Origin of the sequence: Nocardia sp. NPDC004168 (assembly GCF_040610355.1) — a bacterium.
Lineage (GTDB): Bacteria > Actinomycetota > Actinomycetes > Mycobacteriales > Mycobacteriaceae > Nocardia > Nocardia sichangensis.
On record NZ_JBEXME010000020.1, the window covers coordinates 90936 to 115039 of the forward strand.

General features: G+C 67.4%; 22 protein-coding genes. 17 read left to right on the forward strand and 5 right to left on the reverse strand.

Annotation, left to right across the window (positions count from 1 at the left end):
- The first annotated feature begins 82 nt into the window (after positions 1 to 82).
- Entirely contained in the window at positions 83 to 481 is a 399-nt protein-coding gene (locus ABZW96_RS28125) for a VOC family protein (protein ID WP_355078630.1), read from the forward strand.
- Positions 482 to 586: 105 nt separating this feature from the next.
- Here ABZW96_RS28125 and ABZW96_RS28130 read toward each other — a convergent pair whose 3' ends face one another.
- The gene (locus ABZW96_RS28130) at positions 587 to 1549 is read right to left on the reverse strand and encodes an NAD-dependent epimerase/dehydratase family protein (RefSeq protein WP_355078631.1); all 963 of its coding nucleotides are present in this window, start codon (positions 1547 to 1549) and stop codon (positions 587 to 589) included.
- A gap of 84 nt (positions 1550 to 1633) precedes the next feature.
- Between ABZW96_RS28130 and ABZW96_RS28135 the strand changes: the two genes are divergently transcribed.
- The 5 genes from ABZW96_RS28135 to ABZW96_RS28155 all read left to right on the forward strand — a co-directional run bounded on the left by ABZW96_RS28135 (position 1634) and on the right by ABZW96_RS28155 (position 6304).
- On the forward strand, positions 1634 to 2251 hold the full coding sequence (locus ABZW96_RS28135; RefSeq protein WP_355078632.1) for a TetR/AcrR family transcriptional regulator: 618 nt from the start codon (positions 1634 to 1636) through the stop codon (positions 2249 to 2251).
- A 143-nt stretch (positions 2252 to 2394) separates the two neighbouring features.
- Positions 2395 to 3261: a hypothetical protein gene (locus ABZW96_RS28140; RefSeq protein WP_355078633.1), complete on the forward strand. Its 867-nt coding sequence runs from the start codon at positions 2395 to 2397 to the stop codon at positions 3259 to 3261.
- Between the two features lie 226 nt (positions 3262 to 3487).
- On the forward strand, positions 3488 to 3898 hold the full coding sequence (locus tag ABZW96_RS28145; protein ID WP_355078634.1) for a hypothetical protein: 411 nt from the start codon (positions 3488 to 3490) through the stop codon (positions 3896 to 3898).
- Between the two features lie 411 nt (positions 3899 to 4309).
- Positions 4310 to 5515: a glycoside hydrolase family 76 protein gene (locus ABZW96_RS28150; RefSeq protein WP_355078635.1), complete on the forward strand. Its 1206-nt coding sequence runs from the start codon at positions 4310 to 4312 to the stop codon at positions 5513 to 5515.
- A gap of 84 nt (positions 5516 to 5599) precedes the next feature.
- Positions 5600 to 6304 carry a MerR family transcriptional regulator gene (locus ABZW96_RS28155; protein ID WP_355078668.1) on the forward strand — a complete coding sequence of 235 codons (705 nt, stop codon included), beginning with the start codon at positions 5600 to 5602 and terminating at the stop codon, positions 6302 to 6304.
- A gap of 90 nt (positions 6305 to 6394) precedes the next feature.
- Here the strand turns inward: ABZW96_RS28155 and ABZW96_RS28160 are convergent, their stop codons facing one another.
- Entirely contained in the window at positions 6395 to 7570 is a 1176-nt protein-coding gene (locus ABZW96_RS28160) for a transcription termination factor Rho, short form (protein ID WP_355078636.1), read from the reverse strand.
- A 443-nt stretch (positions 7571 to 8013) separates the two neighbouring features.
- Positions 8014 to 8631, reverse strand: coding sequence for a dihydrofolate reductase family protein (locus ABZW96_RS28165; RefSeq protein ID WP_355078637.1), 618 nt, complete (start codon positions 8629 to 8631; stop codon positions 8014 to 8016).
- Positions 8632 to 9194: 563 nt separating this feature from the next.
- Here ABZW96_RS28165 and ABZW96_RS28170 point away from each other — a divergent pair.
- The 3 genes from ABZW96_RS28170 (at position 9195) to ABZW96_RS28180 (ending at position 14775) form a co-directional block, all read left to right on the forward strand.
- Complete coding sequence (locus ABZW96_RS28170) at positions 9195 to 11651, forward strand: FHA domain-containing protein (RefSeq protein ID WP_355078638.1); 2457 nt, start codon at positions 9195 to 9197, stop codon at positions 11649 to 11651.
- Between the two features lie 208 nt (positions 11652 to 11859).
- A complete protein-coding gene (locus ABZW96_RS28175; protein ID WP_355078639.1) occupies positions 11860 to 12888 on the forward strand; it encodes a transglycosylase SLT domain-containing protein in 1029 nt (342 codons plus the stop codon).
- 216 nt (positions 12889 to 13104) lie between these two features.
- The gene (locus ABZW96_RS28180; RefSeq protein WP_355078640.1) at positions 13105 to 14775 is read left to right on the forward strand and encodes a hypothetical protein; all 1671 of its coding nucleotides are present in this window, start codon (positions 13105 to 13107) and stop codon (positions 14773 to 14775) included.
- Positions 14776 to 14941: 166 nt separating this feature from the next.
- Here ABZW96_RS28180 and ABZW96_RS28185 read toward each other — a convergent pair whose 3' ends face one another.
- Complete coding sequence (locus tag ABZW96_RS28185) at positions 14942 to 15280, reverse strand: VOC family protein (protein WP_355078641.1); 339 nt, start codon at positions 15278 to 15280, stop codon at positions 14942 to 14944.
- Between the two features lie 140 nt (positions 15281 to 15420).
- Between ABZW96_RS28185 and ABZW96_RS28190 the strand changes: the two genes are divergently transcribed.
- The 7 genes from ABZW96_RS28190 (at position 15421) to ABZW96_RS28220 (ending at position 21951) form a co-directional block, all read left to right on the forward strand.
- Positions 15421 to 16815, forward strand: a complete 1395-nt coding sequence (locus ABZW96_RS28190; protein WP_355078642.1) for an ATP-binding protein — start codon at positions 15421 to 15423, stop codon at positions 16813 to 16815.
- Positions 16816 to 16840: 25 nt separating this feature from the next.
- Positions 16841 to 18790 carry a VWA domain-containing protein gene (locus ABZW96_RS28195; protein ID WP_355078643.1) on the forward strand — a complete coding sequence of 650 codons (1950 nt, stop codon included), beginning with the start codon at positions 16841 to 16843 and terminating at the stop codon, positions 18788 to 18790.
- Between the two features lie 457 nt (positions 18791 to 19247).
- Positions 19248 to 19601: a hypothetical protein gene (locus ABZW96_RS28200; protein WP_355078644.1), complete on the forward strand. Its 354-nt coding sequence runs from the start codon at positions 19248 to 19250 to the stop codon at positions 19599 to 19601.
- Positions 19591 to 20424, forward strand: a complete 834-nt coding sequence (locus ABZW96_RS28205; RefSeq protein ID WP_355078645.1) for a hypothetical protein — start codon at positions 19591 to 19593, stop codon at positions 20422 to 20424. The genes ABZW96_RS28200 and ABZW96_RS28205 overlap by 11 nt, the downstream gene beginning before the upstream one ends.
- Positions 20421 to 20897, forward strand: coding sequence for a roadblock/LC7 domain-containing protein (locus ABZW96_RS28210; RefSeq protein WP_355078646.1), 477 nt, complete (start codon positions 20421 to 20423; stop codon positions 20895 to 20897). The genes ABZW96_RS28205 and ABZW96_RS28210 overlap by 4 nt, the downstream gene beginning before the upstream one ends.
- 11 nt (positions 20898 to 20908) lie before the next feature.
- A complete protein-coding gene (locus tag ABZW96_RS28215) occupies positions 20909 to 21280 on the forward strand; it encodes a hypothetical protein (RefSeq protein WP_043729685.1) in 372 nt (123 codons plus the stop codon).
- Positions 21281 to 21366: 86 nt separating this feature from the next.
- A complete protein-coding gene (locus tag ABZW96_RS28220; protein WP_355078647.1) occupies positions 21367 to 21951 on the forward strand; it encodes an NAD(P)H-dependent oxidoreductase in 585 nt (194 codons plus the stop codon).
- Positions 21952 to 22090: 139 nt separating this feature from the next.
- Here ABZW96_RS28220 and ABZW96_RS28225 read toward each other — a convergent pair whose 3' ends face one another.
- Positions 22091 to 22573, reverse strand: coding sequence for a MarR family winged helix-turn-helix transcriptional regulator (locus ABZW96_RS28225; RefSeq protein ID WP_355078648.1), 483 nt, complete (start codon positions 22571 to 22573; stop codon positions 22091 to 22093).
- Positions 22574 to 22644: 71 nt separating this feature from the next.
- Here ABZW96_RS28225 and ABZW96_RS28230 point away from each other — a divergent pair, with 71 nt between their 5' ends.
- Entirely contained in the window at positions 22645 to 24102 is a 1458-nt protein-coding gene (locus tag ABZW96_RS28230; RefSeq protein WP_355078649.1) for an MFS transporter, read from the forward strand.
- Positions 24103 to 24104: the final 2 nt, after the last annotated feature.

Consider the following 24104-nt stretch of genomic DNA (forward strand, 5'->3'; position numbering starts at 1 on the left):
TACCGGGCGGAAACTGTCCGGTATCGACTCTACGGTGGCATGCGGCGGCGGAACTTCCGCCTCATCCGACAGCAGGAGCACAATGAAGCTCGTCTCGATCCGCCTGATCACCGATGACATCCAGCGGTTGGTCAGCTTCTATCAGCACGTGACCGGTGTCGAAGCAACCTGGGCTACACCGGATTTCGCCGAAATCGTCACACCGGCCGGCACGCTCGCGATCGGAAGCACCCGCACCGTGGCGCTGTTCGCGGCAGGCAGCGCGCGCCCAGCCGACAACCACACCGCGATCATCGAATTCCTGGTCCCCGATGTCGATGCCGATTACCGACGGTTGCGGGATGCGGTCGAGGATTTCGTCAACGAGCCAACGACGATGCCGTGGGGGAACCGGTCGTTGCTGTTCCGCGATCCCGACGGCAACCTGATCAACCTCTTCACGCCGGTCACCGCGCAAGCCGTCGCCAAGTTCGCTTCTTGACATCCGCTCATCGGCATGAGCGCGCACTCGAGTCGACTAGAGCCAGACACGTGAAAGCGGAACTTCTATCAGTGATGGGGCGGCTCCGCCCGATCCGCGCCGCGGCTAGATGGGCAGGCGGGTTTCGTCGAGACCTGCGATGCCCTCGGCGAAGCCGACGGCGGGCTCGTACTTCAGCTCGTGGCGGGCCAGGGTGATGTCGTATCGCCTTGGCAGGGCGAGGAATTCGATCTCGAATCGGGTCAGTGGCGGACGCCCGGGCAGCGGCAGGGTGGACCAGAGCCATTCGGCGGCACGGGCGAGGGCGAATAGCGGCCCGGACGGGACCGACCGAGTCGGCGTCGACGCGCCCTGGGCAGCGAGCACGCCGGTCAGAAACTCGCGGACCGGCATCGGCTCGGCGTTGGTGATGAGGTACGTGCCGCCGGGCGTGCCCTCGCTCAGCGCGGCGGCGACAGCGGCGGCGACGTTGTCGACGTGGACATGTTCGAAACTTGCCATGCCGTGATCGATCAGCGGCAGCTTGCCGGCGCGGGCGCGAGTGGCCAGGTCGGCCAGCTGCCCCGAACCCGGACCCCAGATGAAGGTGGGCCGCAGCACGATCGTTTCGATCACATCCGCGTGCGCGCGGATCAGGTGTTCGGCGGCGAGTTTCGCTTGGCCGTAGCGCGAGCTGGGCACGGCCGGGGTGGGCTGGGATTCGGTGATGTCGAGCAGCGGCCGGCCATCCTGCAGCACTGATTCACTGCTGATATAGACGAATCGGCGTACACCGTGCCGCACGGCCGCAGCCAGCACATCGCGCGTGCCCTCCACGATCGCCTCATCGAGGGCACGCTGAGGAGCCCACGTCGACACCAATCCCGCCGCATGAACGACGACGTCGATACCGGCCAGCCGATCTTCCCAGGCCGCCACGTCCTCGAGGCTGCCCGGCATGACGGTTACCTGCGGAATGCGCCTGCCCGTGCCCCGGACCAACGTCGATACGTCGTGTCCGTCGGCCACCAGCCGATGCACCACACGTTGCCCCAAAAACCCGGTCGCACCCGTAAGCAGCACCTTCATCCCTATCGTCCTTTCTCGAAAGTAACTTGACCAGTCATCATAGTATGATCGTAGCTTGACCGGTCGGCATAGTATTCTGGAGACATGCCTCGTCCCCCGTCCGATTCCCGGCCGCGCCTGGTGGCGGCCGCCCGCGAGTTACTGCAACGCCAGGGCTATCAGGCCACCGGGCTCAGTGAGATCGTCGCTGCCAGCGGCGCCCCCCGGGGCTCGCTGTACTACCTGTTCCCGGGCGGGAAGCAAGAGCTGGCGGTCGCGGCGATCGAGGAATCCGCGGAGGAGTTCACCCGGTTGATTCGGGAAACTGCCGCCCACGCGCCGGATGTGCGCTCCTTCTGTGAGCAATTCGCCCTGCACTTGAGCCGCGGACTCGTCGAATCGGGCTATCTGGGCGGGTGCCCGGTCAGCACGGTCACCCTCGATTCCGCTCCCCGCTCCACCGCACTCACCCTCGCCTGCCGTGACGCCTATCGGCAATGGCGCACCGCCTTGACCCAGGCGCTGGTGCGGTACGGCATTCCGGCGGCGCGCGCCGAACGGCTCGCGGCACTCATGCTGTCAGCGGTCGAGGGTGCCATGATCATCGCTCGTGCCGAATGCTCCACCGTCCCGCTGGACGACATCCACCTCGACCTGGCCGCTCTCGCGATCGCAGCCACTGATTCCACTGGGACCCAAACGTCCAGGGCGACCGAAGGATAACCTTCGGAACTCCAGACTCTGTCGTGCGTCTTATGGGACTGTCGCGGAGTGATCGGGCCCTCGCCTCGACCGCGGTTCTGAGCATCCTGTACTGCCGAATTCGCTTTCAGGTCAGAGAAGTTCAGCGCGATAGGCTTTCGGTCATGAAGCGGCCAGACCAGAGCTCTCCGCCGACCTACGATGAAGCGCTGCGAATCGCGCGCGATCTGGTGCGGGATCCCGACACTCTTGTCCCATACCCCCACCAGGGGCTGGAGAATGCTCGCTACGGGCAAGGTTTCGCGTTCTTACAGACAATCGGAACCGACCGCGGCGAGATGGACGGCTACGTCCTGGTGACCACGACCAGTTACGGCAGCGGGCTACTGTCCGCGAGCGGAGACACCATCGAATCGGTAATCGCCGAACACTTGTCCCAAGCCGAACATGCCAACAGACACATCCCCGACAGCGAACTGTCGGTGGCGCACCGCCTGGCGCTCGAGGCCTACGACGGCGGCCTCACACGCATAGGCGAGATACCCCGGAGCGGAGCGATCGCTCCCGAGGTAGCCGACTACGCCGAGTTCCTTCTAATCGGACTGCGGCGCAGGGGCGTCCGAGGAGACTCGGCACGCAGCATCTTCGCCCGCAATGATTTCCTGATGCAAAGTCCGGCCGCTGGGCGTCGATACACGCAACCCTGCCCGCACTGCGACCGGCCGACGATCTATGAGGAACGCTACCCCCGCGCGGTCTGCGATCACTGCCTGAGCCGCACCACCGACCACGCCGGGCGCCGGGTCAGGGGTTTCAACACCAGTATGAGTGGCGGGATGATCTGCTACTACGCGGATACGCTCGAGCACCCGGACGGCTCCGGCTCCCAGAAGGAGGAATGCGTCGAGACCACTCGAACCGGTGCATGTTTTATCGACGGACACCCCGCGACCATGCAGGAGGCACGTTTCGGCGGGATCGTCGTCCAGATGGAGCCCCGCAAGTCGGCACGGCGGAGGTGGTTTCGGTAGGCCGAACGAGCCGTAGTGCCCGCATACCGCGTCGACCCAACCATCAGCACCCGTCAGCGGTGACCATCCTCGTGGGGTAGCGGGTCGGACGCTGTGTCAGTCACCGTGTCAGGTCGGCATCAGTGCGCTGTCAGCCGCTCCGGACAAAGTATGCCCATCGAACAAAACGGGCCCGGATCGACACCGGTTCGGGCCACTGCCACAACGGTTTTCGAAGGAGCACAAAATGTCCGCCACCCTCACCCTGACCGACCAGGACAAGGCCACCGTCCGCTCTGCCGCTTACGGCGCGGTTTCCTTGCTCGCCGCCGCCTCCGACAAGCCCCACAAGGCCGCCACCGCCGGCTCTATCGCGTTGACGTCGGCGACCGGTCGGGTCGGGCACGTGCTGAACGCGAAGTCCAAGGACATCCACCTGACCGGCAGGACCGTCGCCGAGCTCGCCGACCAAGTGCTGCCGGCCCTGGCTGCCGCGGTGGCTCTGCTCGACCAGCAGGATCCCGCCGAGGCCGACAACTTCCGCAGCATCGTGCTGGCCGCCCTCGAAGCCGCTGCCGCAACGAGCCGCAACGGTCAGCCCGGCCCCGTCGTCGACGAGATGACCCGCAAGGTGGCTGCGGCTCTGCACGCCGCGTGAAAGAGCGGAGGCCAACCGCCGCGGGTCGCCGAATGAATCCCTGAGATTCCCTCAGCACCGTCGATATCGGGAATACCGCGCTGACCGAATTGGCCAGCGCGGTATGCGGCTGCATAAGACTGGTGGCAGGGCTTGATCCCGGCAAGGATCGAGTCCCAGGTGCCCGGTGGGAGGCTCCCTATGCGGCTGCCCATTGGAGCGCGTTCGAAGGTCAGGTCGATGATGTTCGGGCATCCGTGCGGCGGTGTGGGCAGCGTTCCCGATCTCGGACCGGCAGGAGCCGCGCTGAGCGTTGCCGCCCGCACCCGGGGGAGCCGTGGCCGCCGCGCCGTAATGGTCGTTGCGCGATAGGATCCAGCTGCCCGGTTTCCGGCCCCGATGATCGTTGTTCAGTAAAGGGAGTCCGAGCGGATGGATCGCCGGAAGAAGGAAATCAGTCGGCGCGGTGTGTTGCTGGCGGCCGGAGCAGCGATCGCACTCACCGCATTGGCCCAGCCCGCGCAGGCGGTGACGATCACGCGGAAAGTGTCCCCGGGCCCGGAGGAGCCGGGGAGGCGGGCGGACCTGGCGGAACAGGCGATCGTGCAGCGGCACGTGCGCACGCTCTGGGGTCAGCCGCAGATGCGGCTGGGCACGCTCGTCTGGCCAGGGTCCTTGCTGGACCAGTCGTTCGCGCGATGGTGCTACTGGTGGCAAGCCCACCTTCTCGACTGTGCGGTGGACGCCGCGTATCGTGCCGGCACGCCCGAACGCATAGACCGGGTCGTCGCCATCGCACGCGGTATCCGTACCCGCAACCTCACCGGCTGGACCAACCGGTACTACGACGATATGTCCTGGTTGGTATTGGCACTCGAACGCGCCGACCGGCTGCTCGGCGTCCGCTTCGGCGACGCCGTCGGCGAGCTGCGAGCCGGTTTGATCGAGGGATGGGATCCGGACGTCGGTGCGGTGCCCTGGCGGTCCGGCGACGAGTATTACAACACCCCCGCGATCGGTCCGACCGGCATCGCTATGGCGCGTGTGGGCGAACTTTCGCGCGCCGGACAACTCGCCGATTTCCTGCACACTCGATTGCGCGACACCGCCAGTGGCCTGGTTCTCGACGGTGTCCATGAGCCCGGCGGACGAGTAGAGCGGACCGTCCACACCTACTGCCAGGGGGTGGCCATCGGGTTGGAAACCGAGCTGGCGCTTCGCACAGGTGAATCGCACCATCGCAGGCGCGTGGCAGATCTCGTCGCCGCGGCGGGGGACAGGCTCACCGACGCCGGGGTGATCGTCGCGGCCTCCGGCGACGACTCCGGGCTGTTCATGGGCATCCTCGCCAGATATCTCGCGGAAGCCGCACTGTCCTTGGGCGACACCACCGCGGCGAATATCGTGCACGCTTCCGCGCAGGCGGCCTGGAAACACCGCGCCGAGGTGGATGGGCTACCACTGTTCGGTGTGGACTGGACCCGCCCGGTCACGGTGCCGGCGCATCCGGAAACCTTTCCCCAGTTCACCCACTCGTCCGCCGCTTCGTCGGCGAACCTGAGCAGCGATCTCTCGGTACAGCTGAGCGGGTGGATGCTGCTCGAAGCGGATCACCAGCTCACCGCCGCGGGCCGCTGAGCCCATGGGGGAAGCGCGGCGCGCAGGGACTTCTACCGCTTTTACCTGGAAGCCAGAGAGCAAAGACTCGATCGGAGGTGCAACCTGCGGCCCATCGACCTCGCCCGGGAACACGAGTTGTCCGCACAGGCGATCCGCAACTACGACGACGCGGGCATCCTCCCGCCGACCGAGCGCAGCGAGACCGGTTACCGGCGCTACACGCTCCTGCACGCGCAGGCGCTACGCGCTTTCCTGGCGTTGCGCGGTGGCCACGGGCACCAGCAGGCAATGGAGATCATGCGCGCGGCCAATCGCGGCGATACCGAGTCCGCCTACCGGCTCATCGACGCCTCCCACGTCGCGCTGCTCACCGAACGCGACACACGCACCGAGGTCGCCAAGGCCTTGGGCAGTCTGTCCACCGCGATGCCGACTCCGGTCCACGGTCGACCGTTGACCGTGGGTGAACTCGCACGCCGAATCCGCGTGCACCCGGCGACCCTGCGCACCTGGGAGACCCAGGGCATCCTGCGCCCCGAACGCGATCGGGCAACGGGCTATCGCCAATACGGACCGGACTGCATACGCGACGCCGAGATCGCGCGACAATTGCGCCGAGGCGGCTACCTGCTGTCCCAGGTCGCGCAGTTCATCGAGTCACTGCGCGAGGCAGGCGGGGCGGACGCGCTGCGGGCTTTCCTCGACTCCTGGCAGGACCGGCTGACCGCGCGCAGCCGCAACCTGCTCGCCGGCGCGGCCCAGCTCGATGCCTACCTCACGATGCTCGATCGCACACCCCGGGAATGATCCACAATCCGCGGAGCCGCGAGGACTGTGTCGACTCGCTCGGTGCGGCGAGTGGGGTAGACGCCGGTCTCCAGGCGCAGTAGACCCTTGTCAGCCCGCGTTGCGAATCTGGGTCAGGAATTCCGGGTTGGTTCCGGTTTGACGGAGGCCGGTCAGTAGCAGTTCGAGCGCTTGCTGCGGGTCGCGGCCCGAGAGGGTCTTGCGCAGGGACCCCGTGGCCGTGAGCTCGTCGGCGGACAGCAGCAGTTCCTCTTTGCGGGTGCTGGAGCGGTCGATGTCGATCGCGGGGAACAGACGGCGGTCGGCGAGGTGCCGATCGAGCTTCAGTTCGGCGTTTCCGGTCCCCTTGTATTCCTCGAAGATCACGGTGTCGGCGAGCGAGCCGGTCTCGACCAGGGCAGTGGCGATGATGGTGAGCGAGCCGCCGTGCTCGACATTTCGTGCGGCGCCGAGGAATTTCTTCGGTGGCGCGAGTGCCCCGGCATCGACGCCGCCGGAGAGGATGCGGCCGGACCCGGCGGCCGCCAGGTTGTAGGCGCGGGCAAGCCGGGTCAGCGAGTCCAGCAGCACGACGACGTCGTGACCCATTTCGACAAGGCGTTTCGCGTGTTCGATGGCCAGTTCGGCGAGTGCGATGTGGTCCTGGGCCGGTTGGTCGAAGGTCGCGGCGGCGACCTCGGCCGGTACCGCTCGGGACAGGTCGGTCACCTCTTCCGGGCGTTCCCCGACCAATACCAGCATCAGCTGGCATTCGGGATGATTCTTGGCGATGCCGTGCGCGATGGCTTGCAGCACAGAGGTTTTGCCCGCCTTGGGCGGTGCGACGACCAGCGCGCGCTGGCCCTTGCCGATCGGCATGACCAGATCGGTGACGCGGGTGGTCAGTTCATGCGGCTCGGTCTCCAGCCGTAGCCGGTCCTGGGGATAGATGGGGATCAAATCGGCGAAGTGCGGTCGCGCTCTGGTATTGCCGGGTGGCAAGCCGTTGATGCTGTCCACTCCGACAAGCGGTGCGAGTTTGGCGCCTTCACGTTTCGGTCCGACCGTGCCGGTGACGGTATCGCCGCGGCGCAGGCCGTGCTCGCGGATCAAACGCGCGGGCACATGAGCGTCCCGCGGTCCGGGCAGATAACCGTCGACGTGCAGCGAGGCGTGGTTGTGCGTGATGTCGAGGATGCCGGTGACCGATGTAGTCCGGTTCTCCCCGGTGGGGCTGTCTTCACTGTGGATAGTGTTGTCTTGCATGGTTTTCTCCTCGGGGGGCAATGAATGTGGCGGGTTGCCGATGAATGCCGCCTACGGGAATGACGCTCGTTGCATGCGCCGTTAGGTGGCTGGGCGCTGTCTGCTCCGGACGTGCTGCCGGCGCACGGTATACGAGACCGCCGTGGCGACTGTGGATTCTTGTGGGAGGGGGTCGACACCTACATCCACAAGATGGAGACCGCCTCACGGTAGCGTCATCAGCGACAACACGCAATAGCGCCCGTTTGTTCCCCGCCGTTGATCAGCTGAACTGCTCAGCACGCGAGCACGACTGCGCGCTGCTCGAGAGAGCCGCTTCGTGCACCTTGTGAAGTCGCGAATATGCTGTGGCGCAGGCACTTCAGACCCAGGCTTGCCTGTTTGTCCAAGCGCGCGGCATGGAGTGTGTACCGCCGGCTGTGCTCGGGTGATGCGCGGCGGTGATCGGCAGACTCGTGCTCGGGTCAGTTCCCGCGTCGACGTTGCGAGTCAGGCGCCCAGTCCGGCTCCTGCGCCGCGGGGACGGCTCCGTCGGTCCGTACCCGGTAGGCGATCTCGACCGACCCGCCCGGCAGCGCGCGCGAGGCTTCGAATTCCAAGCCCGTATCGACGCTCAGGGCATCAGTGAGGCGCATTCCTCCGCCGACCAGGAACGGCAGGACCACCAGCTCCAGCTTGTCGAGCGCGCCGAGCGCACGAAAGGTGTCGATCGTGCGGGGACCGCCGATGAGATGGACATCGCCACCGCGATTGGCGGCGCGCAAGCGCTCGAGCAGTCGAACCGGATCGCTTTCGACGATGACATCGTCGGGCGTGCCCTCCGGACGACGCGAGCCGAGCACGAACACCCGCAAGCCCGGCCACGGCCACCGGTCGTTTGTGAGCGCCGGTTCGAACGTGGTCCGGCCCATCAGCGCCGCCTCGACAGGCTCGAGGAATTCCGCGATGCCATGGCTGCCAGGCCCGTGGAGCGGATCCAGCACCTGGGGCGGCCAGCCGTTCGGAGTGGTCACATAACCGTCGGCACTCATGCACAGGCGTGCGCGGATCTGCATGCGGCTGTCTCCTGTCAGATCGGTCATGTGTGTCAGGACGGGCCCCCCGACCGAAAGTCATCGGTCGCGGCGGCCGGCCTAGCCTTTCGGCATTGCGGCACAGGCGAAGTCGTGTGCACATCTGGAGTGGAACCGGTACGGGGTCGGCCGACGCTGTATAGGTAAGGAAGGCCGGGTGGCAAGCCGGTTTCGTTGCAAGAAAACGCAATCGGGCTGCGGCGGTCGGACGTTTTCGGAACAACTCCCGGGGCGATCGAGGATGATTTCAACATTGAACGATTTGTATTGCCGCGACCGTATTAGCTGACCCCGGTGCCGAATGCGGAAATATCGCGACGAGGCGGGACTCACCTATCGATCCGAGCTGTAACGGCACGATCGGTTGTGATTCCTTGGATTCGACTGCCGTTTCTCGAATCCGGCGTGAGCAGGTGGCTGCGGACGAGGCTGCCCCACTGTCTTCCACGCCTATTTGTACTGCTCAGCCGGGGTTCGTGTGATGGAGCGAGATCGCGGCGGTGAGACTCGTGGCGAGATCGGGCGGTCGCGACTATTGCGGCTACCGTGTGGCGCGGTCGTATACTCCCTTTATGGCGGACGGATCATCCTCCACCGAATTGCCCGAGGCGCCGGTTCTCGTGGTCCAGACACGGGAACGCGTCTATCGGCTCCGCGCTGGTGGTGCCTATAACGTCGGTCGCGATCCGGCGGCCGATATCGTCGTCTCCGATCCCCGCGTTTCGTCGTTGCACGCCGTTCTGGAGCGTGGTGCGGACGGTTGGAAAATCGAGGACGCGCACAGTCTCAACGGCACGTTCTTCGACGGTCACCGCGTCGATCGGATGGTGATAGATCACGACGAGACGTTCCAGCTCGGACACGCGGTGGACGGCGAGAAATTGGCTTGCTCGGTGGAAACCCCACCCGAGCAGGAACCCGATGGCGATGCCGGCGGCGACACGATGATCGTGCCGAACCCCGGCTACGCTCTCGACGACGAAGCAACGGTCACGAAGTTCCATCCGGGCCTGCCCCGGCGTGTGTCGCGGTCGGCGCCTCCGGCGGACCACCCCAGCGCGGTGGTCCGGATAACGTCGCCCACTCTCCGAATCGGGCGCGCCGCGGACAACGACATCGTCGCGCACGATCTCATGGTCTCCCGCCATCACGCCGAGTTGCGGACGATCGGTGCGGGCAGATACCGGATCGTCGACCTCGACAGCCACAACGGCACCTACGTCAACGGAGCCCGCGTCGCCGCCGCCGATCTGTCCGAATCCGACTTGATCGGAATGGGCCATACCACCTTCCGGTTGGTGGGCGACGAACTGCGCGAGTTCGTCGACACCGGTGACGTATCGGTCTGCGTGCAGAACATCACCGTCCGGACACCCGAGGGCAAGGTGTTGATGGACAGCGTGAGGTTCCCCATCCCGGGACGATCGCTCGTGGGGGTGATCGGGCCGAGCGGGGCGGGCAAATCGACACTGCTCGGCGCGATCACCGGGTTGCGGCCCGCGACCGAGGGGACGGTGCTCTACGACGGCCGCGATCTGTACACCAACTACGACGAACTCCGCCACCGCATCGGATTGGTACCGCAGGAAGACATCCTGCACAACCAGCTTCCGACGCGCCGGGCGCTGCTCTACGCGGCCGAGCTGCGTTTCCCCGGTGACACGGGCCGCGAGGAGCGCGAGCAGCGGGTCGACGAGGTCCTCGACGAGCTCGGCTTGGCGCGGCACGCCGACACCCGCATCGATCGGCTCTCGGGTGGGCAGCGCAAACGCGTGAGCGTCGCACTGGAACTGCTGACCAAACCCTCCTTGCTGTTCCTCGACGAACCGACATCCGGTTTGGATCCCGGCCTGGACAAGACGGTCATGGAAATGCTGTCGGGACTGGCGCACGACGGGCGTACGGTCATCGTCGTCACCCACAGCGTCGCGAACCTCGATGCCTGCGACCGCCTGCTGGTCCTGGTGCCCGGCGGCCGGCTGGCCTACTACGGTCCGCCCGCGGAAGGGTTGCTGCAGTTCGCAGCGGGGAGCTGGGCCGAGGTGTTCCAGGCTTTCGACCGCGAGGAAGAGCGGGACTGGGCCGGTGAGTTCCGGGAGTCGCCACGCTACGACCGCTACGTGTCGGTCGGCCCGACCGATGATGTCGTCCCCGCGGAAGTGCACACACCGACGCCGCCGCCACCGTCGCAGTCCAAGTTCAGCCAGCTCAGCACGTTGTGCAGGCGTTACCTCGCGGTGATCGCCTCGGACCGCAGTTATCTGGCGCTGCTCGGTGTCATGCCCCTGCTGCTCGGTGGGTTGATCGCCGCCGTGCCGGCCGGTCAGGGATTCACCGGTGCGCCGGGAACGAACGTCGATGCCGCGACCAAGCTCATGATCCTGGCGTTCGCGGCATGCTTCGTCGGCACCGGCAACTCGATCCGGGAGATCGTCAAGGAACAGACGATCTATCGCAGAGAACGCGCGGCAGGATTGTCGGCCGGCGTCTATTTGATGTCGAAACTGCTGGTCCTCGGCGTGATCACCACGCTGCAGGCGGTAGTGCTCGTCCTGATCGGCACCATCGGGGTCAGTATGCCGCCCACGGGGCTGTTCACCTCGGTCGAGCTGGAATTGATGCTGATGATGGCGTTGCTCGGCATCTCGTCGCTGGCACTCGGCTTGCTGGTGTCGGTATCGGTGAACACCTCGGAGAAGACGCTGCCGTTGCTGATCGTGCTGTCCATGGCGCAACTGGTGCTCACCGGCGGTCTGGTGCGGCTGCCCGGCACTCCCGTCCTGGAGCAGCTGGCATACATCGCGCCGGCTCGGTGGGGGTTCGCCGCGGGAGCCGCCACTCTCGACCTCGATACCCTCTCCCCGCATGAGGGGGGCCCTGACCCGCTGTGGAAACACACCATCGGCACCTGGCTGCTCGATATGGGAGTGGTCGCCGGTCTGGGAGCCATCTTCCTCGCGCTGGCCTGGTATCGCCTCTACCAACTGCGTCCACGGCGTCGCGGCGCCCGCCGCCCCGCAACGATCTGACGTCTTCGCGCGCCGCGCCGGCGCGCGCCCGTGGCGATCGGCTGCTCGAAGCCGCTACTCCCACAGCCGGGAAAGGGGCATGGGGCGTTGCGGGATACTCGACGGCGTCGGACTGGTAGGCCACGCACGGCCTGGTGAGCGTTGTCAGGCGTGAGGTGATGATGCTGGTATTCGCAAGGCCGCGGCCGACCAGGGCTGGGGGGTCTCGATGAGCACCGAGCGCTGGGTGGTGAAGCTGGACCCGCCCGCGGACGCGAGCCCGGGCCTGAAGGCGGTCATCGAAGTGGGCCGCCAGACGATCCAGACGTCGGCGGATCTGCTGGCGACGGGTTCGCCTTCGCAGGCGCCGGATGTGGTCAAGTTGCTGCGCGACGAGAAGCTCGTCACCGGTGACGAGAAGAAGTCGGTCTTGGCCGAGGGTTACGCCAACCGGGCGCAGGAGTTCGACGACATCAAGGACGACATCCGCAAGCAAGACGACAACGTCGATCTGTCCGCCTACGGCACCTACGACATCTCCAGCGGCACCTTCGTCGCTATCAGGCAGCATGTCAAAGATCTGCAGGCGACATTGGACGCGGCTCCTGGGGCGAGCCCGGGCAAGCAGTACATCGCTACGGACATCGAGATCAGGCTGGCGAACGCCGTGCTGAAGACGATCGACGACGTACACGACGAGATCGCGAAGGCCACCGACCGCGTCCAAGCGCACGCGAAGAACATCGACGGCTCCGCGCCCACGTACAGCCCCGCCTCGGCGGCAGGCAACTACGTGCCGAGCAACTACATGCAGCGCAGTTATTCACCCGGCCCCGGCTTCGTGCCTGCCGCGACGAGCGCTGATTACGCCCGCTACCAGGGCAACGTCTCGGTCGACGCCGCGATCGACGGCGCGCTCGACGCGCTCGGCATCACCGATCCGGTGGCCCGCGAGTACTGGAAGCGCGGCTACCGGGTTCTGATCGAACGAGAATCCGGCGGAAATCCCAACGCCGTGAACAATTGGGACAGCAACGCGGCCGCCGGACACGCGTCCAGGGGACTTACCCAGACGATCCCCAGCACCTTCCTTGGCTACCATGCCGCTGGAACCTCCAGCAACATTCACGATCCGGTGGCCAATGTCGCCGCCAGCATGAACTACGTCATGGAGCGGTACGGTGTCTCCCGCGACGGCCACGACCTGCAAGCGAAGGTTCAGCAAGCGGATCCGAATCGTTCGCCGAAGGGCTACTGAGCCCGGGGACGGGAGCGATCCGGATGGGACCTGCGATCTGTCCTGCGGGATTCGTTCCGCTGCCACTGAGCGGCTCCGATTGCTCGTCGGGTCGAACGGATTTCGATGACGAGTTATCTTTTCGTTCTCGGCCGGGTCGGTCGTCCGGTTCGACGGCCGAGGCAGCTATGGCGCGCTGCGTCTGGAACACTCGACCGTCGGAAAGGTTCTTTGCTGATGTTCCGTCGTTTCACGACCAACGCGCCCGCCGGGGCGTCGCCGATGGATGATCTGGTGGCAGGCGCGCTGCCGGATCGGGTGCAGATCGCGCATGAGCGATTGGCCCACCAGGACGATCCGGCGCTGCTCGAAGCATTATCTGAGCGTGAGCTCGCCGCCTCCCGCGAGTTGGCCGAGCTCGTGCGTGACTATGAACGCCACGAGAAACGGGCGCGCATCCAGGCGGCCGCGGACGCCGCGGAGCGGGTGCGGCGCACGGCCGCCGAGCTGGCCGAACGGGAAGCCGCCGACTTGCTGCGGGCCGCCCAGGCGATCGGTGAGCAGCGGCATAGCAGCAGCCCGCACGCGAAAGTCGCCCGCCTGCATCAGCGCAAGCCGCGGGTGCTGGGATTGCTGGCCGGAGTCGTCGCGTTCTCGATGCTGTTCTCCGCGGTGACGGTGCAGCAGAACATCGCGCCGTCCGGCGGTGCGAGCAATCCGATGTTCTGGCTGTCCTACGGTCTGGAAGCGCTGATCAGCGCGGTACTCGTCGCGCTGATGCTGTCCACCGGGGACACCGCCGAGTGGGGCGTGATCGATCGGCTGTGGCAGGTCTACACCGTCGAGGGCGTCCTGCTGACGGCGAGTATCGCGTTGAACACGTTTCCCTACATCAGGACGGGCGAGGTGGCCGGGATCGGTATCCACGCGATCGCGCCCATCATGATCGGCGTCGCGCTCGTCACCCACCGGCTCGTCGCCGAGCGATACGGGCGCGCGATCGAGCAGGCGACCGCCGCCGTCCCCGACCACGAAGATCTCCAGGAACGACTGGCGGCGCTCACCCAGGTCGGCGGCGCCGGGAACCAGATCCTGCCGAGCATCCTCATGGAGCCGACGGCTCGCCGTGCGAGCGAATCCGCCGCGAGCGAGCCGCCCGCACCCGGCCGGGAGGGCGCGGCCCCCGCGGCTCCGCAGCACGGACAGGCCGCTGCGGCGGGGCAGCAGCCCGCCGTCGAAGCCCCGATCGCCACGCCCGCCGCCGCCTCGGCCGAACTCACCGAGCTGTGGCTGGCAACGACGCCGCTGCCCGCGATCGAACGGCCGTCCGCGGCCGGCGCGGGCGGTCCGGAAGCGCCTGCCGCAGCCAGTCCGGATGAAGCTGTCCTGGACGCACGTCTGGCGGCGGCGGTGCGACAGACGCTCGACCGGATTCGCACCGGCAGGCAGGCGGAGCCGGGCGAGCAGCCGGTGGAGCTTTCCGTGGCCGTGCCCGAGCCGAGTGCCCCCGGATTCGCGGAGGCGGCCAACGAGCATGGTGCGCGCGGCGAGACCGCCGAGGCGCATCCCGAGTCGACGGCTCACAGTGCGGCCGAGGCGGTCACCGAACATATCGCGCTCTCGGCGGCCCCTGAGGTGTCCCCCGAGTCGAACGCCGTTGGCACGGTGGAGCCCACCGGGCACGTCGCGCTCTCGGAGGCTGCCGCGACGCGTTCGGAGTCGAATGGTCGTGCGCTGGAGCCGGGCATGGCCCAGCACTACGCACCCGATGGCAACGACCACGCGCCGCGGATGGAACAGGTCACGCCGGTCGGTGCCGTGCACCCGTCTCCGGTCGTGCACGAACCGGAGAACCCCGCTGCGACCGCGCCGCACGCGTCCAACGAACCGCAACTCACCACGCGATGACCTGAACGGGCCGTAATCGGTTCGGCAACAGCACTATTCAGCGAGTCCGGCCGACTCGGGGAGTTCGTTTACGGACTGTCTTGCCGCCCACCTGCAGACGGACGGCGTGCCGGAGCGTGGACCGAATTGCGGCGCGGCGCACCGGCGCACAGTGTCTGGGGCGTTCTCAGCCCTGAGCCTGCAGACTCCAGATGCGCCCGTCGGGATCGCGCACCGTCATTTCCTTTGTGCCGTAATGCGTTGCCTCGAACGGCGCGACCACGTCGATATCGGCGTTCGGCTGGAACGCGTCGGCATCGGAGACGGTCAGGACCAGTTGAGTGCGGGGCGTCTGATGGCGCGGGATCTCCGCGATGAAGACATAGGGTCCCTCGCCGTTGCGGAACAGCCCGGAGTTGTGGTCGGTGGTGAATTCCGGCTCATAGCCGAGGGCTAGGAAGAATCTCGCGGTCGCGCCCCAGTTGTGCGTCTCCACGTGGACGCCCTCGATGCCCTTCGTCGTCATATCGCTCTCTCCTCGGGTTGCTTCGGTTGTCCGGGATGTCGTCTTGATCGGCGCGCCATCAAAGCTAGCATGCTAGCAATCTAGCGTCCATCGATTTCTTTCGGTCGACCCGATGGCGGAATGGACGTAGCGTCGAATTCGTGAAAGTTCCCGAACACCTGCCCACGACCGCGGGCGAGCTACGTTCGGCCGGCTACCTGCCGCGTGGCGTGAAGACCGAGATCCGCGAGAACCTCCTGACCCTGCTGAGTTCCGGTGGCGACCCGTGGCCCGGCATCGTCGGGTTCGACCGGACGGTCGTGCCGCAGCTGGAACGCGCCCTGCTGGCGGGACACGACGTCGTGCTGCTCGGTGAGCGCGGCCAGGGCAAGACCCGGCTGCTGCGTACCCTGGTCGGCCTGCTGGACGAATGGACGCCCGTGATCGCGGGCGCCGAACTGGGCGAACATCCGCTCGACCCGATCAGCCCCGCCGGTCGTAGGCTGGCCGCCGAACTCGGCGACGAGCTGCCCGTCACGTGGCGGCATCGCTCGCAGCGGTACGCCGAGAAGCTCGCCACGCCGGACACTTCCGTCGGCGATCTGATCGGCGACGTCGACCCGGTGAAGGTGGCCGAGGGCCGCAGTCTCGGTGACCCCGAGACCATCCATTTCGGACTCGTCCCGCGCGCGCATCGCGGCATCGTTGCGATCAACGAGTTGCCAGATCTCGCCGAACGTATCCAGGTCGCGTTGCTGAACGTGATGGAGGAACGCGACATCCAGGTCCGCGGCTACACCCTGCGCCTTCCGCTGGACGTGCTGCTGGTCGCCACCGCCAACCCGGAGGACTACACCAACCGCGGCCGGATCATCACGCCGCTGAAAGACCGCTTCGGCGCGGAGATTCGCACTCACTACCCGCTCAGCGTGGAGGCCGAGGTGGCGCTGGTGCGCCAGGAGGCCGAGCTCGTTGCCGAAGTGGGCGACCCGCTGATCGAGGTGCTCGCCCGGTTCGTGCGGCAATTGCGCGAGTCGTCCGCGATCGACCAGCGGTCCGGCGTATCCGCTCGTTTCGCCGTGGCCGCGGCCGAGACGGTGGCCGCGGCGGCTTTGCGCAGGTCCGCGGTGACGGGGGAGAGCCCTGCCGTGGCGCGTCCGGTCGACCTGGAATCCGTTCCCGCCGTCTTGCGCGGCAAGCTGGAATTCGAGTCCGGGGAGGAGGGGCGTGAGCAGGAACATCTCACCCATCTGCTGCGCCGCTCGTTCTCCGAGACCGCGCGGGCCCTGCTCGGCGGATTGAATCTGCGGCCGCTTGCCGAGGCGGTCGGGGACGGGCATCTGGTCACCACCGGCGAACGCGTGCCCGGCGCGGAGGTCCTCTCGGCGTTGCCCGAACTGCCGGTCCTGCACGAGGTGGCCGGACGGCTCGGCGTCGACGCTGCCGATCCGCCGCCGCGGATCGCCTCGGCCGTCGAGTTCGCGCTGGAGGCGCTCTACCTGGCCCGGCAGATCGCGAAGGACTCCGACGACGGTCTGGCGGTGTACGGCCGATGACCGCCGCTGTTCCCGGCGAGGCATCGTGACCAACCCCGATCGCTACTCCTACGGCCCCTACCACGAGGGGCCCGATCCCTTGGCGCCCCCGCTGGACCTGCGCGAGGCACTGGACCGGATCGGTCGCGACGTGATGGAGGGCAGCTCGCCGCGCAACGCCCTGCAAGAGCTGCTGCGGCGCGGCACCCGCGGCACGCCGGGATTGGAGGAGCTGACTCGCCGGTTGTGGCAGCGCCGCGCGGAGATCGCTCGCAGCCACCGGCTGGACGGCACGTTGCAGCAGGTCCGGGAACTGCTGGAGGAGGCGCTGGAAGCCGAGCGCGGCGCACTGTTCCCCGACCCCTCCGACGACGCCAGGTTCGCCGAAGCGCAGCTGGACGCCCTGCCGTCGAGCGCGGCCGCCGCCGTCACCGAACTCGCCGACTACGCCTGGCGATCGGAGACCGGCCGCGAGAACTATCAGAAGATCCGTGACCTGCTCGGCCGCGAGCTGCTGGAATCGCGCTTCCAGGGCATGAAACAGGCTTTGCGGAACACCACCCCGGAGGACGTCGAGCGGGTCGGACAGATGATGTCCGACCTCAACGACCTGCTCGCCGCCCATGCCAGGGGCGAGAACACCGAGCAGCGGTTCGCCGAGTTCATGGCCGAGCACGGCGAGTTCTTCCCCGGGAACCCGCGCGACACCGAGGAATTGATCGACGCGCTCGCGGCCCGAGCCGCCGCCGCGCAGCGCATGATGAATTCGATGACCGAGCAGCAGCGCGCGGAGCTGTCCGAGTTGATCGGCCAGGCGTTCGGCGATCCGGCGATCGCCCAGCAGGTCGCCGCGCTGGACGCGCATCTGCGGGCGCTGCGTCCCGGTGAGGACTGGAACTCCGCGCGGCGGTTTCGCGGCGAGGATCCGCTCGGCCTCGGCGCGGGCGCGCAGGCCCTGCAAGATCTCGCCGAACTCGACGCGCTCGCCGAGCAACTCGGCCAGACCTACGCGGGCGCCCGGCTGGAGGACATCGATCTGGACGCGCTGGAGCGCCACCTCGGCGCGGACGCGAGCGTGGACGCCGCGCGGCTGGCCGAACTGGAACGCGAATTGCGCAGGCAAGGCATCTTCGAACGGGCGCAGGACGGCTCGCTCCGGTTGACGCCCAAGGCCTTGCGGCGTCTCGGCGAGGTGGCGCTGCGTGATGTCGTCGGGCGCTTGCGGTCTCGGCGCGGCGAACGGGACACCGCCGCGGCCGGCGCCGCGGGCGAGCCGACCGGCGGCTCCCGGGCCTGGCGCTTCGGTGATACCGAGCCGTGGGACGTGTCGCGGACCGTGCGCAATGCCGTGCTGCGGTCGGCGTCGACGGGTAATCGCCAGGTGCGGCTGGACGTTTCCGACGTCGAGATCATGGAGACCGAGCAGCGCTCCAGGGCCGCCGTCGCGCTGTGCGTCGACACGTCCTGGTCGATGGTGCAGGACGGCAGATGGGTGCCGATGAAGCGCACCGCTCTCGCGCTGCACCATCTGATCGGCACCCGGTTCCGCTCCGACGCGTTGAGCGTGATCACCTTCGGCAGGCACGCGACGACCGTGGACATCGGCGAACTCACCGCGCTGGAAGGCGTTTGGGAACAGGGCACCAATCTGCACCACGCACTGCTGCTGGCCGCGGCGCACCTGCGCAGGCATCCGGACGCGGTGCCGGTCGTGCTCGTGGTCACCGACGGTGAGCCGACCGCGCACCTGGAGCCGGACGGGGAGACCTACTTCAACTGGCCACCCGCGCAACGCACGCTGGCAGTGACGATGGCGCAGGTCGACGCCCTGGCCAAGCTGGGTGCGTCGGTGACGGTGTTCATGCTCGGCGAGGACCCGCGCCTGGCCGCGTTCGTCGACCTGGTGGCCCGCCGCAGCGGCGGCCGGGTGGTGGCGCCCGGCCTGGACGGCTTGGGCGCCGCCGTGGTCAGCGACTACCTGCGTGGCAGGCGCTGAAGTCGCGGCTTCGCGGGCGGGCAGTGCGGCCGATCTGGTGATTGCTGCGAGATCACTACTTGCCCTTGCCGTCTCCGGGCAGGTCCCTGCCGCCGTGCGCCGCGCACAGCGAGAAGACTCGCGCGGCTGTGTCGTTCCGGCGGTACACGTTCGTGCGTGCGCGGACGCAGGCGTGCCGGGAAAGTGGCACGGGGGCCGTCGAGCAGCCGTATCGAGGATTTATTGTGGCCGGGTCGGCGTGTCGGAAAACGAAAACCGAAGGGTATGAATACCAATAGGTATTTGATACCGAAAGGTATTTATCGTGCGTTTCCAGGGACGACGTTTTTTACCGGAAATTTCTCACCGATTTGCTGTACATCGCGCGGTGCCCGTGTGTAGCGTCTGGAACCCGTAAACCCCCTCACATGACAAGTGGTGGCGCGTGATCGGAATCGACGGTTGTCTGAAACGCATCATGGATATTCCCGGTGCGCGCAGCGTGACGCTGGTGGACGGTGCGAGCGGTCTGGCGATCGCCGCCGACGGCAGGCACGACCTGGTGGACGAGCACGAAGATGCCGCTGCCACAACGGATGTGGTGCGCGCGGTGCTCGCCTGTCCGGCATTGTCGACCGACGGCGACGACGTCACCGAGATCATCGTCTACGGCACCCGCGGATATCACCTGTTGAACCTGGTGAACGGAGACTTCGACGGACGGCTTTTCGTGCACGTGCTGTTCGACGAGGACGCCGGAAATCTCGCGATGGCGCGATACCAACTGCACGGAATTCTCGACGAATTGGCCGAGGACGCGCATGAGTCCTGAACTCGCGGTCGAATTGCGGCGGTTGGAGCAGGAAGGACGTACGGGGGTGCTGCACGCGGGCGACGGTGCTTTCCATCTCGCCGAAGGCGCGATCGTTTCCGCCGACTGTCGTCGCACCACCGGGCTGGACCGGCTGGTCGTCGAGGCGGGCGTGGCGACCGCCGAGGACTGGCGGCGCGCCGATGCGGGCGATCCAGGCCGTGTGCTGGGACGGCCACGGCTGGAAACCCTCGCGATGCTCTCGGTTTTCGACGCCGCCTATTTCTTGCTGGCCTCGCCCGCCGTCCCGGAGTTCCGCCCGGCCCCACCGCACTGGCTGGCCCCCGTCTGTCACATCACGCCCCGTGCTCTCGTGCAGGAGTGCGCGCGGCGCGGCGATCCCGAGTCCGGGCCGTGGCCCGCCGATTTGGTCGATCGCGTCCCGGTCGTGCCGGTCCGCCGAGTGCGGCGACGGCGTTTGGTGCTCACCGGAGGGCAGGCGGAGGTGCTGGCCGCCGCGGATGGCAGGCGCAGCGTCGCGGAGATCGGTCGCGAACTCGGCCGTACCACCTACGGATGTCTGGTGGCGGTGCGGGATCTGACCGCGGCGGGCTTGATCGAGCCGCCCCTCGCGACGCCGGTCCCGGTGGCGGCCGGGCCGGTCGGGCTCGAGCCGGTGCGCCCCGAGCCCGTGGCGGTCGCGCCTGTGCTCGCCGAGCCGGGCCGGCTTCCCCGCCGCCGTGGCAGGCACTCGGCGCCACCGGTCCCGGTCGCCGATCGGTTGGAGCCGCCCGACCGGGACCTGCTCGTCCGCCTGCAAGCGGCTTTGGAGGAGCTCGCGTGACCACGCGGAAGAAACTGCTCGGCGATTGGATGGGAAGGTTGACCAAGGTGGCGATGTCCGGACCCGAACCGAACGCGGCGGTGCTCACGGAGTTGAAAGCGCTGCGCAATCGAGTTCCGCGACTGACCGGCGCGCTGGTCGCGTCCAACGACGGACTGTTGGTCGCCCATGATCTGCCTGCGCAGATCGAGCCGAACGGGATGGCCGCCATGGCCGCCTCGCAGCTGTCGCTGTCCCACCGGCTCGCCACCACCGCGCACGGCGGCGGGTTCAGCGAGGTCGTGGTCCACGGCACCGGAGGGCACGTGGTCATCTACGCGGCGGGCTGGACGTCGCTGACCGTTTTGGCCGCCCCCGAGGTGAACATCGGCAGGCTGCATCTGGAATCCCGTCCGGCGGCCCGCGCGATCGCCGACTTGCTGACGTCGGTGACCACCGACGCGGGAAGCGAACAAGCAACGAAAACCCACTGAAAGGAAAGCATATGTCCAATATGGATCTGGCCCTCAAAGACATGATGGTGATCGACGGCGCGATCGGCGCCGCCGTCGTCGACTACAACAGCGGCATGGCGCTGGGCATGCTCGGCAGCTCCAAGTCCCTGGACCTCCAGATCGCGGGTGCGGGCAACACCGAGGTGGTGCGCGCCAAGCTGCGCACCATGGACCAGCTGGGGCTCAAAGAGGACATCGAGGACATCCTCATCACGCTGTCCGGGCAATATCACATCATCCGGCCGATGACCGGCCGCAAGTCCAAGGGCCTGTTCCTCTACCTGGCCCTGGACCGGGGACGGGCGAACCTGGCGATGGCCCGGCACCGCCTGCGGGGGATCGAAGAGGATCTGGAGGTCTGATGATCGGCGATCGAGCCGATTTGACCTGAACTGTTGTTCAGGTTCGACGCTGTTCTGGACACCGAACACGTCGAAGGGAATCCACCATGTCCGACCATCCGATCCAGCTCGCCCTGATCGTCGGCAGCACTCGAGCGGGCCGCTTCGGGCCGACCGTCGCCAAGTGGTTCGCCGCTCACGCCGAGCGGCGCGACGACGTCGACGTCGACGTTGTCGACCTGGCCGAAACGCCTCTGCCGGAACGGCTTTCCCATCACCCCGAACCCGAGGCGGCGCGGGCGCTGGCAGCGGTCGGCCCCCGCCTGGCCGCGGCGGACGGGTTCGTCGTCGTGACACCCGAGTACAACCACAGTTATCCGGCGTCGGTCAAGAACGCCATCGACTGGCATTACACCGAATGGCGGGCCAAGCCGGTGGGATTCGTGTCCTACGGCGGCATCTCCGGTGGCTTGCGCGCGGTGGAGCACCTCAGGCAGGTGTTCGCCGAGCTGCATGCGGTCACCGTGCGCGATACGGTGAGCTTCCACGACGCGGGCGGGCGGTTCGATGCCGCGGGGCAGCCGACGGATCCGGAAATGCCGGTGGCCGCGGCCGATCAGCTGCTCGGCCAGCTGGTCTGGTGGGGCCGCGCGCTGCGGTCGGCCCGCGCCGACCATCCCTACACCGCATGACGCTTCTTCCACTCGCCCAAGGTCGGGACCGCGGAGCCTGACGCCGTGGTCCCTGGGGCAAGGGCAAATGGCGGACCTCCGGTTCGATCGGAGGTGCGTAGCCGTGCGGCGGGCAGCCCGGGTCCCGGCCGATCGTGCGTCACTCCAGCCCGGCTGGGCGCGGCCAGGGGTTGTCCTCCTTGTCCTCGACCGACTGGTTGAAACGCGCGATGAACCTGCTGAACTGGTCGATGTCGGCCTCGGTCCACTCGGCAACCACCGCGCCGATGCCTTGACGGCTCTGCTTTCGGTCGGAGGCCAAAAGATCGAGTCCCTTGGCGCTGGCGCGGATCTTGCGGGCGATGCCGCCGTCGGGGTCGGGCACCCGGTCGACCAACCCTTGCTTGCGCATGGCTCCGACCTGCCGGTTGATCGTCGAAACGTCCAGTTGAAACGCTTCGGACAGCTCACGCAGGCTCAGCGGATGGTCCAGTTCCAGTCTGGTCAGGATCAGGTACGCCGAGCGGTCGAGCTGGAAGCCGGGACGCCGGAGCACCGCGGCGGGGAAGTGCCTTGACAGCAGTGACAGCTCGAAGACGAGGCGGTACAGCGCCGCGTTGTCGCCGGGGCCGGATTCGGACATACCACACTATGTCGCGAGGATCACGTACTTTCCAAATTGTGCAGCATACACACCATATGTACCGTGCACATGTGACTGTAGCTGCCGACGCGTCCTCGAGCGTCTCTGAATCCGGCGACCGGCCCCGTCCCTCGTCGGCACTGCTCATCGCGACGCTCGGCATGGTGGGTGTCGTCGTCTCCCTCATGCAGACGCTGGTCATCCCGATCATTCCGTCGCTGCCCACGCTGTTGCACACCTCCGCGTCCAACGCCTCCTGGGTCGTGACGGCCACGCTGCTGGCCGGCGCGGTGGCGACCCCGATCAGCGGCCGTCTGGGCGATATGTTCGGCAAGCGGCGCGTCTTGTTCGCGAATCTTCTTCTGCTGATCGCCGGTTCGGTGGTCTGCGCGTCCTTCTCCACCCTGGTGCCCGAGATCGTCGGGCGCTCGCTGCAAGGCGCGGCGGTCGGCGCCATCCCGCTCGGCATCAGCATCATGCGCGACGAATTGCCCGCCGAGCGGGTGGGTTCGGCGATGGCGATCATGAGCGCCACGCTCGGCGTCGGCGGCGCGATCGGCCTGCCGGTCGCGGCGGCCATCGCGCAGAACGCCGACTGGCACGTGCTGTTCTGGACCTCCGCCGCGCTCGGCGTCGTGTGCGCCGTCCTGGTTTTCGTGTTCGTCGCGGAGTCGCCGGTGCGCACGCCCGCCCGCTTCGACTTCGGCGGCGCCATCGGTTTGTCGGTGGCGCTGCTCGCACTGCTCGTCGCGATCACGAAAGGCGCGGACTGGGGTTGGGCCAGCGCCCGGATCCTGACCCTGTTCGCGGTGTCGGTGGTGGTGTTTCTCGGCTGGGGCGCTTTCGAACTGCGGCAGCGTTCACCGCTGGTGGACCTGCGGGTCTCGGCGCGGCCGAGGGTGCTGTTCACCAACGCGGCCTCGATCGCCGTCGGATTCGCGCTCTACGGCATGTCGCTGACCTTCCCGCAGCTGCTGATGGCGCCGGAGCAGACCGGATACGGCTTCGGGCTGTCCATGATCACCGCCGGGTTGGCGCTGGCCCCCACCGGCTTCGTGATGATGCTGCTGTCGCCGGTGTCGGCGCGGCTGTCGGCCAGCCGCGGGCCCAAGGTCACCCTCGCGCTCGGCTCCGCGGTGATCGCGGTCGGCTATCTGTGCGCGGTGGTGCTGATGAACAGCGTCTGGGAGATCATGCTCGCCGCGGTGATCGTCGCGGGCGGCGTCGGCCTGGCGTACGCGGCGATGCCCGCGCTGATCATGGGCGCGGTGCCGATCACCGAGACCGGCGCGGCCAACGGCCTCAACTCGCTGATGCGCTCGATCGGCACCTCGACCTCGGCCGCGGTGATGAGCGTGGTGCTGGCGCACATGACCATGCGGCTCGGCCCGCACCTGCTGCCCTCGCGCGACGGTTTCCACACCACCTTCCTCATCGCGATGGCCGCGGCGCTGGTCGCGATCGGTCTGACCGCCGTGATCCCGATGCGGAAGACCGCCGACGCGGCGACCACCACCGGGCATTCCTGACG